Origin of the sequence: Cryobacterium sp. 10C3 (assembly GCF_034314285.1) — a bacterium.
In the GTDB taxonomy this organism is placed as follows: Bacteria; Actinomycetota; Actinomycetes; order Actinomycetales; family Microbacteriaceae; genus Cryobacterium; species Cryobacterium glucosi.
This window is the reverse complement of the sequence record NZ_JAVIWF010000002.1, coordinates 610,693-624,117: the sequence shown is the minus strand read 5'-3', so window position 1 is coordinate 624,117 and position 13,425 is coordinate 610,693. Positions and strand designations below refer to the sequence as shown.

General features: G+C 63.0%; 8 protein-coding genes and 1 riboswitch. Of the genes, 2 read left to right on the top strand and 6 right to left on the bottom strand.

All coding sequences use genetic code 11. The annotated features are described in order from the left end of the window. Nucleotides 1-321 precede the first annotated feature (321 nt). Nucleotides 322-1,155, top strand: coding sequence for a hypothetical protein (locus tag RGU41_RS03560; protein WP_322135571.1), 834 nt, complete (start codon nt 322-324; stop codon nt 1,153-1,155). A 3-nt stretch (nt 1,156-1,158) separates the two neighbouring features. On the opposite strand, the gene RGU41_RS03555 is transcribed toward RGU41_RS03560, so the two are convergent. The 4 genes from RGU41_RS03555 to RGU41_RS03540 all read right to left on the bottom strand — a co-directional run bounded on the left by RGU41_RS03555 (nt 1,159) and on the right by RGU41_RS03540 (nt 7,584). Beyond that, a complete protein-coding gene (locus RGU41_RS03555) occupies nt 1,159-1,830 on the bottom strand; it encodes an ATP-binding protein (protein WP_322135570.1) in 672 nt (223 codons plus the stop codon). Continuing rightward, a complete protein-coding gene (istA, locus tag RGU41_RS03550; protein ID WP_322135569.1) occupies nt 1,827-3,353 on the bottom strand; it encodes an IS21 family transposase in 1,527 nt (508 codons plus the stop codon). Before istA ends, RGU41_RS03555 begins: the two co-directional genes overlap by 4 nt. Before the next feature lie 1,287 nt (nt 3,354-4,640). Continuing rightward, nucleotides 4,641-5,939, bottom strand: a complete 1,299-nt coding sequence (locus tag RGU41_RS03545) for a magnesium transporter MgtE N-terminal domain-containing protein (RefSeq protein ID WP_322137293.1) — start codon at nt 5,937-5,939, stop codon at nt 4,641-4,643. Between the two features lie 61 nt (nt 5,940-6,000). Then, nucleotides 6,001-7,584, bottom strand: a complete 1,584-nt coding sequence (locus RGU41_RS03540) for an Nramp family divalent metal transporter (protein ID WP_322135568.1) — start codon at nt 7,582-7,584, stop codon at nt 6,001-6,003. Nucleotides 7,585-7,938: 354 nt separating this feature from the next. After that, a riboswitch (M-box (ykoK) riboswitch) is annotated at nt 7,939-8,108 on the bottom strand. A 267-nt stretch (nt 8,109-8,375) separates the two neighbouring features. Between RGU41_RS03540 and RGU41_RS03535 the strand changes: the two genes are divergently transcribed. Further along, on the top strand, nt 8,376-9,065 hold the full coding sequence (locus RGU41_RS03535; protein WP_322135567.1) for a hypothetical protein: 690 nt from the start codon (nt 8,376-8,378) through the stop codon (nt 9,063-9,065). Nucleotides 9,066-9,506: 441 nt separating this feature from the next. On the opposite strand, the gene RGU41_RS03530 is transcribed toward RGU41_RS03535, so the two are convergent. Further along, a complete protein-coding gene (locus tag RGU41_RS03530; RefSeq protein ID WP_322135566.1) occupies nt 9,507-10,979 on the bottom strand; it encodes an LCP family protein in 1,473 nt (490 codons plus the stop codon). A 688-nt stretch (nt 10,980-11,667) separates the two neighbouring features. Next, nucleotides 11,668-13,065: a glutamate decarboxylase gene (locus tag RGU41_RS03525; RefSeq protein ID WP_322137292.1), complete on the bottom strand. Its 1,398-nt coding sequence runs from the start codon at nt 13,063-13,065 to the stop codon at nt 11,668-11,670. Between the last annotated feature and the right edge of the window lie 360 nt (nt 13,066-13,425).

The following is a 13,425-nucleotide window of genomic DNA, read 5'->3' as shown; positions in this document are numbered from 1 at the left end:
GCTCTTATCCGGCTCGGGGCGAGCATTCCCAACTGGTTCGAACCCCTGGTCGACGACATCGGCGACCGATTCGTCAGCGCAGTAGCGGTGCGACACCTGCGGCAGATCGAACACCACCTAATCCAAGGAGTCTGCACTCCCGAAGCTCTGGTCCGCGCGCTGCGTTCACCCGGACGATCACCGGGCGACACCGCCCGAATCGTCAATGAGTATTTCGTCACGAATGGGCTCGGATCCTTCCTCCAAGACGAGGAAGACCGCCGGAGCGCGGGGCGCCGAGAGCGCCGCCTGGCCCGCGCCCCCATCCCCTTCCGCCCGGCCGTGGCAGCCTTCTGCGACTATCTCCTGCGATCGCGCACTCGAGCAAACCTGGTCGGCGGCCGCGGACTCAAAGACGCCACGATCGAGGCCCGACTGGCTGATGTCGCGGCCCTGGCCAACTTCCTCGAGAGACGCGGCATCAACGATTGGGCCGCCGTCACCGCCGGCGATATCGAGGAGTTCCTCGGGAGCCGCTCCCGGCATCGGCTAGCCAGCTTCCGCATGTTCTTCACCTTCGCTGGCAAACGAAAGCTCATCCTGATCAACCCGGCCCTCGGTCTGACTCGACCACGCCCAACAGGCTTCGCCGGACGAACGCTCAACAGCGCCGAACAACGCCGACTTATCCATCGGTGGATACTCACCACCATCGACCCGAGAGAGCGCGTGGTCGGACTGTTCGCTCTTCTCCACGGTATGAGCAGCCGTCAGATCCGCGCTGTTCTGGTCTCGGACATCAGCACAAAGGCAGGGACGATGGTCATCGCGGGACGGCCGTATAACGTGCCGCTGGACCCCATCACGCTCGCTGCTATCGATGCGGTGCTGACGGCGCGGCTGGCGCTGCGAACGAACAACCCGCACCTCGTCCTCACGAAAGACTCACGCGCTCACGAAACTGCAGCGTCGCCGTATTTCATGACTCATATTCTCGATCCGGCCGGCGTCACGCCAGCTGTCCTGCGTCAAACCCGTCTCGCCGATCTCGCCCACTCCCACGACCCGAGACTGGTCGCCGCGGCATTCGGCATGACAGCCGGCGGCGCACTGCACTACGTCTTCGATGCTGTCGACCGCGAGGAAGAAGTCTTCGCTTCAACCTATGAAGATTAGGTATCAACTCGCATACGTCAACTTGAACGTATGCGGCTTCGCGGGATGCAGGTTCGACGAGACCGCGATGGATCGTTTCTCGTAGGCCGCATCGACGAGTCGATAGAGGCCCTCCGCGGCGTCGGCCCCGACTTCGAGGAGCCCGATGTCATCGATCACGATCAGGTCCGAGCGCAGGATCCGGGCGACGACCCGGCCGACGGAGTCGTCGGCGCGGTGCGCGCGGACGAGAGCGCCGAGGTCCTCAAGGCGGAACCACGCGACCCTCATCCCGGCCTCGACGACTTGCTGGCCGAGGGCCTCGAGGAAGAAGGTCTTCCCAGTCCCGGAGGGCCCGCAAACGACGACGTTCTCCTTCCGGCCGATCCATTCCAACGTCCGGAGGGCCTGCTGGGTGGGGGCCGGGATCGAGGACGCCGATTCGTCCCAGGTGTCGAATGTTTTTCCTGTGGGGAACCCCGCCGCTCGCCTCCTGGTCGCGAGCATCGACCGGGACCGGCCGGTGATTTCCTCAACGAACAGGGCTTTGATGATCTCGACGGGTTCCCAGCGTTGGGCCCGGGCTGTTGCGATCAGTTCCGGCGCCAGGGCGCGGGCGTAGGGCATCTTCAACTGCCGCATCAACGCTTCCAGGTCCGCGGGCAGCGCGGGCGCGGCGGCCTGGGTGACGCTCACGCGCTCTGCTCCAACTCGTCATCGGCGGCTTGCCCGATCGCCGCCCACCCGGCGGTGCCCTGCGCGAGCGAGCTCGTCTCGCCCGCCGTGCGTGCCTGCGGACGGATCGAGCCTGCGCTGAGGAGGGAGGCGAGGTCACCGGTCGCGAAACGACCATAAGTGGCCGCCTGCCCGAGGGCCTCATCGACCGGGGCGGTGCCGCTGATCTTCGCCAACGCGACGGCCTCGGCCATCTTCACGTTCATCCGCGCGGTCCCGGCCGCGGCCGCTTCGAGTAACCACGCGTGCGCGCCAGCCCCGATGGCCAGGAACTCCGTCTCCGCTGCGCTGCGCGGGGTGATCGTGTAGTCGCCCGGGATCTTCTCCCGATGGTCGGGGAAGTGCGCGTCGTCGATCTTCGGGCTGCCCGGCCGGGCCCGCCGGTGCCGGGCGACTTCAACGGGCCCGTCACTGCCGACGTGGACGATGACGACCTGCTCGGAGGCCCCGACCCCGTGGCTGCGGACGAACACACGGGCGCCGAGCAAGTGCGCCGGCACCGAGTACTGGCCGTTCTCCAACGTGACCATCGGCGTGTTCTCCGGGACGGCTCGCGTCAGGCCCAGCGCGACGGTGTGCGCCGTGTCAGGGACCCGGTGCAACCGGGGCCGTTCCTCCTCGAGCATCACCGACGGCTTCCGCCTGGTGGCGCGGTGCTCCCGGGTGTTGACCAGGGCCATGAATGCTTCGTAGGCCGCTTCGACCTCGGCGAACGAGGCGTATTCGGGCCGCAGGTTGGTGTCTTTGGGCACGATGTCAGCCTTGGCGAGCTTCACCGAGGACTCCACCCCGCCCTTGGACGCAGGATCCGCGGGCTGACACGTCAGCACGCTCACCCCGTAGTGGCGGGCGAAGTCCACCGTCTGCGGATTCCGCACCGGCACCCCGGCAACATGGGACACGGTGACCGTTTTCTCGTTATCGGTCAGGACGTAGGTCGGCGCGCCGCCAAGGAGCCGGAACGAGCGATCCAACGCGGCGAACACGCTCGGCGCCGTCCGGTCCCGCAACGCGATCACGATCCGAAACCGCGACCACGCCAGCCACGCGACGAACAACACCGTCTTCTTCCCATCGATGACGGGGCCGTCGCCGAAGTCATACTGCAACCACATCCCCGGCTCCGTGATCCACGGCCGGTGCACCCGCACCCGACCGAGCCGGAACGCAGCGCGGACCTGCGCGACCGCCCGCCGCGTCGACCGCTCCGAACCCGCGTAGCCCAGACCGATCAGTTTCGCGTGGGCCCGGTCCGCACGGATCTTGCCCTGCGACGCCTCCACCCATTCCTCGATCTTGGGCAGGAACGGGTCCGTGACCCGGCCCCGGTAGGCGGGCTCCGCGAGCGGACGGCCCGCGTCGCGCGCGGCGACGTGCCGGGCGACGGTGTGATGCGAGCACCCGGTGAGCTCGGCCGCGGCACGCAACGACTCAGTCAGGTCGTAGGCAGCGAGTATTTCCATGATTTCTCCGTCAAACTTCATTCAGGGCCTCTTCCTGGGCGACTTTGATGCGACTAGACACCGTCATCAAATCCCAGGAAGGGGCTCCCGCCACGTAACCGGGCGGGGGTTCAGAAATAGAAGTGGGCAGATCTCATGGCCACCAACGGGCCGTTCTACTGGCCATCAGTGGGCACTTCCGTGGCCGCCTATGGGCAGTTTGGCATGGCCGCTAACAAATGGTCCTGGCTTGGTTCCGCGCGGATGTCAATGAGAAACCGTGTTCAAGGCCTCCGCATGCCTCATAACCCTAGAGATATAAAACGTCTCACGACTCCCGTTTCTCGCCTTCGCAGATCGACGGAATCTCGCCTGCAGCAATTCTCATGACTACGTCACACAACCTCCTGCTTGAATTGCAGTACTCACCGTTAGTTCTGAAACACTCGGGATCACCAGTTCCGACCTTGCCGTTCCCACCGCACACGCGTGTCCCGCACAGCCGGCATTCAGCCCACCCGCCTACCGTTGACGGCGGAGTCCCCCACTCCAACAAACGAGCCCCGGCACATTCCTCGCCTCCCCCAGGTGCAGGGAAGCCGGGGCTTTTTCGAGGCCACCGGCGCCCAGCCCGGCTGCGCGAAGACGCTCTCATGCACGCCGCGGCCGGGGAACAGCATCGTGTCGACGCTCGTTGAATAGTAGGCCGTTGGCGCTGACACATCGAATACACCGCGGCCTCCGACAACTCCGCGACGTCGTCCCAGCCGAGCCCGAGCCGCTCTGTTGCAGCGAGCACAGCCCGAATACTGTGCCGGGACATCCCCTGAGCAGACTCGATCGCCCGTCGCGACAAACCCTGATTTCGCTGCTGCAGGATCTGCTTCGCTTTGATCTTCCGTACCATTGCCGGTACTCCTTCCACCACGTGGCGCTCACATGGTGGGAGGAGCTTTTCAGGTGGTGCTCAACCACGCCGGCAGTGGGGCTGAACGATACGAATCACGCATCTGAACAGTGGGGCTCACCCGCACCACAGGTGGTGCCCAACGAAGCCAATATTCACTGGCGAACATAGCGCCCGTGATGTGATTCTCCTGAGCTCTCGGTCAACCTTACGAATTCGGTGAGAAGAGAGACGGAGGGAAGAGAAGAAAGCACTTCGCAGCCGGTGTCGCCGAATCGCCTCTACGTAGCGCGGAACTGAGATCGTGTCAGCGGAGATCCGAGCCCATTTCCTCCGCCGCTATCTCAGTGAAATCGTAACGCTGCTCTGGATGAGACGATCCTTCACTGGGAGGAGCCACTGTTCGAAAAGACGGCACGATCTCACACGGCGCCCGGGGTGAGGGAGGCGTGAGTTTGGGGTTCGCGGCGTTGCCAGTCCTGGGGCAGGGCGGCTTCGAGGGCGTCGTCGACGGTGATGATGCCGAGGATGTGGCCGCTTTCGTCGAGGACCGGGAGGGTGAGGAGGTTGAAGTCAGCCATGCGGGTGGTGACGTCGATGATGTCATCTTGTGGTGCGGCGTGAACGGGATCAGGGTCAGCGACTTCGCGGAGGGGACGGTGCGGGTCTGTTTGGAGGGCGCGGATGATACTGATCGCACCACGGAGTGTTCCGTCGTCGGCGGTGCTGTAAATGGTGGTGAGCGCTTCCGGTTGTTGAGTTGTCGAGGTGCGAATGAGATCAAGGGCGTCCTGGATGGTCGCGTGCTCCGCCAGAGCGAGGTATTCCACACCCATGAGGCCCCCTGCCGTTGCAGTGTGGTAGCCCAGCAGGGCCAGAACTTTGGTGTGTTGGGGTTCAGGGAGCAGAGCGAGGACTTCCCGGCGTCGCGCCTGGGGGAGGTCAGTGATGGCGTCGGCCGCGTCATCTGCCCGCATCCGGGTCAGGACAGAAGCGACGTCAGCAGTACTTCGGGATTTGAGGAGATGGGTGAGGCTGTCTTCGTCGAGTTCTTCAAAGACGTCTGCTTCGAATTCCGGGTCGTTGTGGACTTGAGTGAGGAGTTCGCTTTGCTCTTTAGCGTCTGCCGTTTCGATGAGGTCTGCAATTTGGGCTGCTTTGAGACGGCGTAATTTCCCAAACGGGGCGCGAACGAGGACCGAGGGTTCGTGGCCGATGAGGGCTTCAAAGGATTTCCAGTCCCGTGCCGGGTCGGTGGAGATGGTCTTCCGGGTGGACCACCAGTGGGTTTGGTGCACGTTCAATCCTGTGACAGCCCACGTGGCGGTGTCGGAGCTGAGATAAATGTCGTGAGCACGGACGAGGGAGGCCATGTGCACGTCGATGAGGCGGTGGCCCAGGACGTCAGCGTTGAGTAGGACCTCGCCCGGGCGGCGCTGGAATGCCCGCACGTTCAAGCGGGCTGTGGTGAGCTCGACTCGATTGGGTTCCAAGGCTCTGACGTCGGCGATCGGGACGTAGATGGTTTCGGAACCCACTTTGACCACGAGCGCGGTCACGAGGGGGTAGTCATCTCCCCTGAGGCGAACAATGACGTCAGCGAGTTTGGCAAGTTGTTTTCCTTGGCTGTCGACCACGGCATGGCGCAGGAGTTGGGAAAGACGGAGAGCGGATTTAGTTGTTGTTGGAACGGGAGAGTTAGACACAGTGGCTTCTTTCACGAACAAGGCTAGGTAGAGGTGGCACGTTGTCGGGGTGGTATTGAGAATATGGTGCTCGCGGCTAGTGGCCCAGTGCGAGCTGGATGACGCGGACGACGACTAGGACCATGGCGAGGATCAGGTAGGCGCGCAGCACGCCCAATCCGATGGTCCGACCGGTGGAGAGCTCCGGGCGGGCGAGGAGGGTGAGGGGTGGCATCCGCCAACGGAGACGTTGACTGTGTTCCATCGGGAGCACCGCATCACCGGCCGGGCGTCGCCGGCGAAGGACCAGGGCGGTCGCTCCGACAAGAATTCCCAAGACGCTGCCCCCGCCGAGGATGGACAAGATTGTCTCTCCCGTGATGTCTGGGAAGAGAACGCTGGCTGTGAGGATGATGGAAAGCATGACCAGCACGGCGACGACAACAGACGTGAACAGGTTCAACCATTTGCCGTTGACCCAGGGGCCCAGCACGTCTTTGTCGTTGCAGAGCAATAAGAGGAAGACCGTGGCTGAAGGTAGCAGCACCCCGGCGAGAGTCTGTACTCCCACGGTCAAGAGTCCCAGCGGCGCACCGGGAATCAGAACAATCGTGGCTGCCAGGGCGAGGAGGGCAGCGAATACGGCGTAGAAGCCCTTCGCTTCCCACGGTTTGCGGTGCAGGGAGTGCTTCAACCCCAACACGTCGCCCAACGCGTATGAAGTAGACAAACCTACTGCGGCCGCACCAATAATGGACGCGTCGATCAACGCGATCGCGAACATCACTCCCACGCCACGTCCGACAAACTTGCCGAGGCCTTCTGCGACCCCGAGTGCGTCAGTGAAGTTGCCGAATTCGGGCCGGCCCGTGAAGGTGGCGGACGTGAAGCCGATGATCGCGGCCGCACCGACGATGACCATCAAGATCCCGATCCACAAGTCGACCTTTTCGTAATTCATGAACCGGGGCGTGATGCGCTTGTCAATGACATAGGACTGTTGGAAGAACAACTGCCACGGGGCGACGGTCGTGCCGACGATCCCGATGATGAGCAGCATCACCGTGGAAAGTTGGGACCCGGGTGGCATCCCGGGGAGCACAAAATTGGTCGCCATCTCGCCCAGATTCGGACCCGACAGAAAGAAAATGGGGACCAACAAGAGGGACCCGGCAACAAGAACCATGCTGACGCGTTCGAACCGTTTAAAAGACCCGGTGCTGACGGCGCCGAGCACGAGCACGGCTGCAACAATTACGCCGGGAATCTGGGGGATGCCCAGATACTGCAAGCCCAAACTGATACCGATGAATTCGGTCACGATGGTGAGCGCGTTCAGGATGAACAGGTCAATGACGCTGAAGGCTCCCCAGAACTTTCCAAAACGTTCCAAGATGAGCCGGGCATGGCCCACCCCCGTGACCACCCCCAACCGCAACACCATTTCCTGGTTCACGTAGAGGACGGGTACCAGCAGCAGCAACGTCCACAGCAATGTGGTCCCATAATTTTGGCCAGCTTGCGTGTAGGTCCCAAACGCGCCAGCGTCGTTGTCGCCGACCATCACAATCAGTCCAGGACCCAGAATGGCCAAAAGGGTACGCAGTTTTGCCCGCACGCCCCGCCGCGGCGCATCATCGCCGAGTCGAATCGTGCCCATGGCCCCTTCAATATCGCCCACGTGCGCGGAATCCAGGACCGCTGACACGGGCCCGGTCGGAGGAACGAGGTTTGACGTTGTATCCATGGTGAACTTTCTGCAGGAAATGAAAAGACAGGATCCGGGAGCCGATCAAACGCGGCCCCACGAGGGCCGGCGATGTCGGGAACACCGCGGAAACCACAGGGCCGGGCGAGAATATATGACCTGGCCGGGATGCGATCACCGCGGGGCACGCCACCAGAAAGGCGTGTGCAGGCAGACTGCTACCTGGTGCGCGTGGTCGGCAGGAGGTAGGGTCTATGGCTCTCGCTCATTGACGTGCTCCCTCCGCTTTGCTCAGCGCACACGAAGAGTCCGACCAGACCGGCCGAGGTAACCTCTCCTCGTAAGACCTTTGGCACTTTGCGGCGTTAACCCGGAAACCGGGAGCCAATCGGGGCAATCCCTTGTTCCGGGAAAACCTGTCCTGACCCGGGGCGTCTCTGGACGTTGGGGGTCGCTGGCTTATATCCACAAAGGAGCCTCAGCTAACGAACGGCGCCCTGCAAAGATGACTGTACGCGGAGACCCCAACAGAAGCAATCGCGGCTGTCAATGTTCCACAAGCGTTCACCTTGCCGCGACGTTAAACGGCCGCCGTCTGGGCGGCGCGGCAACATGGATAGCTTTACCTTGCTAGCGCGCCGCGTTCTAAAGTGCTCAACTCGACTAGATCCCCCGGTCCAACCCTTCATCGGACCCGGAAAGACCAGAACGCCAAGGGCGAGGACCTAAGTCGAGACCAAGACTTGAGGAAGCAGAGGACAGGGATGCACTCATTCGGATCACTCATCCTGCTGCCACTGAACGCGAACCAGGTCGCAGCCGGTTCCCGGTCTGATCCCGGGCCTGACCTTCCTCTCGGCACGATGACGGACCCGACGTTCACCGCCCAGGCGCGTCTGGCCGCTCACCGACTAAATCTCTTCCGGATCGCACCAGACATGGTCCTCACGCCCTGCGAACCGGGCTGGATGCCGCTCACTCAAGGGGTACTGACGGAACTGCGTCACCTACCGCGCGTTGTCCGCTCCGACCGTCGACTGGACGTTGAAGAGGCCTGGGATCGTCACCAAAGCGCACGGCGCCAAGACCCCTCACTCCGGCCCGGCTGGTTGTCGCGGACCGAGTCGTCCCCCGAAGCTGGCGACACCGGTGACGCGACTTCGACCTCGTTCAGCCCGCCGAGCAGACTCGAACTATCAGCAAACATGGACACCAAGAACGTCGTATCCACTTCGAGGCGGTCGTTCGTCACAGATCTGCTCATGCCGCTGCTGTCCGACCGGCAAACCATACTTCTCATGGCAGATCCGCACGTTATTGCTCAACTACGGATCGTTCTCAACGACAGCAATGCTCGGCAGACCCGTGACGCTGAACTCCCGACCGGGCAACTCCTCCGATACGACTTCGACCGCAACCTGCACCCCCTCAACCCCTTGGGAAGCTCCCTCTAACCGGCGATCTCCAGTTCTCCACGCTGGTAGCCGCCACTCCAGCACGACGCTGCCAAGCGTGCCAGCGATGCCAACACCGAGCAAACTGGCAGCTGAGGCGCTGTCGACCGGCGTCTTCGCCGATATCCAAGTGGTGCTTTCCCACGAGTGGTGATGAATGCACAGAAGTCGCTGCTCTGGGTTGCATTCGAGGGCCCTAGAACCCGAGGACCCGAGGACCCGAGGATGAAAGCGTCGAGTTGCGGATATCGACGCCGGGACAAGGCCAACAGGGATGCGGGCGGTATCCGTGGTCCGGGGACTTTCTGCCCAAGAAGCAATCCCTCTCCCCTGCTCCAGCCAGAAAATAGGCTTTCGCGTTAGACAGGTACCGTATCCGCGTGTCTCAAAGCGCTATTTTCGTTGTGACCCAGCGTGGATTTCCGGGATGGGTCGAGCGCCCTAGTTTCCTTTGCTGCAGGTTTGTTGAGCTGCTGTTTGTCCCGTCACGGTCGCCGGGAGGACGGCGCCCCCGGGGCCGGGCGTGGCCGCCTGCACAGGGGTGGGTGTGGTGGCCGGTACAGTCTTGCCCGGCACAGGAGTCGAGAGGGAAGTGGGCGTGGGATTCGGGGCCGCGGGCGCAGATTTGTCCAGAACGGCTGCCCGACCGGGGGCACCGCTGAGCTGAATGGGCTGGTCAGCGGCGAGAGCTGCGTTCACGACAGCAGCACCCTCCTTCTGCGGGATGACACGGTTCACATCCTGAGGGTCGGCCACAGCGGGGTACTGAAGGAAGACCATGTTCGCCAACCCGGTATCTTTGAGCGCGAGCGCAATTTGGACCTGAGTCGTGGGATTGGTCAAGGTATCAGAGAGGACCATGTTGTCTGTCGCCGCCTTGGCCAGGGAGTACAGCATGACAGGGTTACCGAGGACGCCGCCCGTTTCGACTTTCCGGGCCAACGCAGCCATGAACACTTGCTGGTTGCTGATGCGGCCCAGGTCGCTGCCGTCACCGACACCGTGTCTGCTCCGCAGGAACGACAAGGCCATGTCACCGACGATGCTCTGCTGTCCGGCCGCCAAATGCAAGGGCGGATTCGTGTAGAGGTCATCGATCGGGGAGGCCACACACACGGTGACGCCGCCGATGGCGTTGGACATCGCTGAGACCCCGTCGAAACTGATCTGGGCGGCGAAGGGAATCTGAACGCCGGTAAGTTTTTCGATCGTGAGCACCACGCAGGAAAGCCCTCCGCGGGCGAGCGTCGCGTTCAACATCACCCGACTGGACGCCGACGCCGTCGACCCATCAGATTGCGGACACGCAGGAACAGGGATCATGAGATCCCTAGGGAAACTGATCACACTCACGTTCTGATGGTTTTTCGAAATGTGTAATAACAGGGTGACATCGTTATTGCCCGCACCGGAACTTCCCGCCAAACCTGCGCCCGTCGCAAAAGCCCCACCCTGCCCGGACCGGGTATCCGTTCCCGTCAGGAGTAGATCGACCCCGCCGGAAATGGCTGCGACGTCTGCCGCAGGCGCAGCAGTGCTCCCGGGTGTGTCCGCAAGGTGGGCGAGATGCACGCCCGGTTTCACGCTGCTGGCAACATCCCACGTGGCAACAGCTGCAATAGTCCCCCCACTGACCAGGAGAACGCTCACGGAGAACACGAGCGCGACCCTCACGGTTTGCCATGGGCCACGCCGCTGCAACCGTCCGTGCCGAATAGGGGCACCCAAGGAATGCGCTCGCGTCCGAAGCGGTTGCGGCGGCTTTTCCGTCACGTTGACCCCGGCTTTCTCCTGCGGTCCGAAAGCGGCTACCCCGTCAAAAACAACACGCTTGCTCCGCACCTTATACAACGCGAGTAGGCAACTGCTGGGAACCCACCGAGCGGTTCGTGGCTCTGTCAGCAGCCGGAGCATGGGGAATCGAGAGTGTAGCTGGGACCAGGCTGCGTTCTGGCGCGGTGCGGGAGTGTCCTTCGGGCCTTTCCCGGGTCGAGGGCCTTATATAGGGACGTGCTTCATTGTTGCCTCCTCGACTGCCTGCTGTCCTATCGGAAGCACCGTCATGTCCACCGACCGTCCCGCTGACCGTCCGGAGCGCCCCAACACTTCGCGGGCAACGCATGCATTGACTAACCTCTGTCCACGCCCGACCTCGCGAACTGCTGTGAGGAGGCACACCGAACTTCTACACTCGACAAGACCTATTACGCTGAGGGAAACCCGATGTCAACAATGTGGACGGCCGTGACTCTCCGGACGGACGATGTTTTGGGCCAAACTTTTGTTGTCGTGGTCAAACGTGACCAGCACGGCCACGTTCCAACGGTCCTCGTCAACCCAATCGACACCGCCGGCCGCAGGCTGCCGGGTGTTTGGCTGAGCGAGGCTTCTCACCACACTGTCTACCGGCGCCTGCCAGAGAATCCCTCACTCTAGGAGTGCGGTTCAGTTCTCGTTCAGTGCTTCCCCTCCGCGATCCCCCTCATGGTCGACGCCGCCACCACGCCTGTCGTGACCGGGTCTCCTTCATGGCTGCATTTGGCATCGCGGCGCCCAACCGAACATACGGGGAATCTGCTGTGCGGATGACCGCCGCGGGGTGTCAGTGCGTGAATCCGGGTTGCTGCCCTTCGACCGGCATCGGCCCCTCGAGCCTGTCGAGGTAGGCCGTCTCCTGCTCGATGACCGTGAGCAGGCGTGCGGCCAGGTCCATGCTGAGCCCGTTGCGCACAACGATGCGTTGCACCGTCATCTCGGACAGGTCGTCGGGCATCCGGTAGGCGGGAACGAGCCAACCATGGGAACGCAGCCGGTCCGAGAGGTGGAACAGGTTCCAATTCCGGGTGTGGCCGGGGGTGAGCCGCCACGCGAACACCGGGATATCGGAACCGTCATTCCACAGGGTGAAGGCGCCGATCTTCTCGATGCCGCGCGCAAGGAATCGTGCCACGTCCTGGGACACCTGCTGCACGGCACGGTATCCCTCGAACCCGAGCCGGAGGAAGAGGTAATACTGCAGGAGCACCTGCGCGCCGGGACGGGAGAAATTGAGGGCGAACGTGGGCATGCTCCCGCCGAGGTAGCTGACATGGAAGACCAGGTCCTCCGGCAGCAGGTCCTTCGAACGCCAGACGATCCAGCCCAGGCCGGGGTATACGAGACCGTACTTGTGCGCGGACGTGTTGATCGAATGCACCCGTTCCAACCGGAAGTCCCAGGCCAGTTCCGGCTGCAGGAAGGGCGCGATCATGCCCCCGGATGCCGCGTCGACATGGATCGGAATGTCCAGTCCGGTGCGTTCCTGGACCTCGTCGAGGGCTGCGGCGATCGCCGCGACCGGCTCGTAGACCCCGGTGTAAGTCACGCCCATGATCGCGACGACGCCGATCGTGTTCTCATCGACATAGCTTTCGAGGTTGTGGCCGTCGAGGCTCGGATGCTCCTCGCTGATGGGCACGAAGCGCGCCTCGACGTCCCAGTAGTTGCAGAACTTCTCCCAGCACACCTGCACCGCGGAACTCATCACGAGGTTCGGCTGCCCGGTCGGCTTCCCGGCCGCCCGCCTGGCCTGCTGCCAGCGTCGTTTCAGGGCCAGTCCGCCGAGCATGCACGCCTCCGAGGATCCGATCGTCGACGTGCCGATCGTGTCCATCGGCTCAGGCGCATGCCAGAGGCCCGCGATCATCCGCCAGCAATACTCCTCGATCGCCGCGGTCTGGGGGTATTCGTCCTTGTCGACGACGTTCTTGTCAAAGGCCTCCGTGTAGAGCCGGCCGGCGTGATCATCCATCCAGGTGCCCACGAAGGTCGCGAGGTTCAGCCGGGCATTGCCATCGAGCATGATCTCGTCGTGGATGATCTGGTACGCCGTCTCCGGCTCCATCGGGTCCGCGCAGAGGACATAGCGTGGGACAACGCTGTCCTCTCCCGGGCGGGCGAAGAGCGGGTTGATCTTTAAGAACTCCGGCTTGAACTCTGAGTTGGCCTGCATGGGGTCCATGCTGCCGTATCGGGCCGGGAATCGACCACGAACCGCCGTTGCCCGCAGCCCGGTCGGGGTGGCGTATGCAGTCGATCTGCTCTGCCGCAACGACGGGATGGTGTTGGAGATCATGTCGAAAAATGTACGTGTTGCTCGAGCTCGCGGGACGAAACACCGAAGACGAATCCGCGATGACCACCTACCGTGCCCTAACCCGCCACCGCGTCTCGACCCGCATCGCCGCCCTGCTCGTGGTGTTACCGCCTTCGATGACGACCAGGGCTTCACGCACCCCAGCCGCCGGGCCTTCCATCTATTTCCGGAGGTTCACAGAGAGGGGCGGTCCGTGGGAACTTTGGAGTGGGCGCCGGCCAGGTC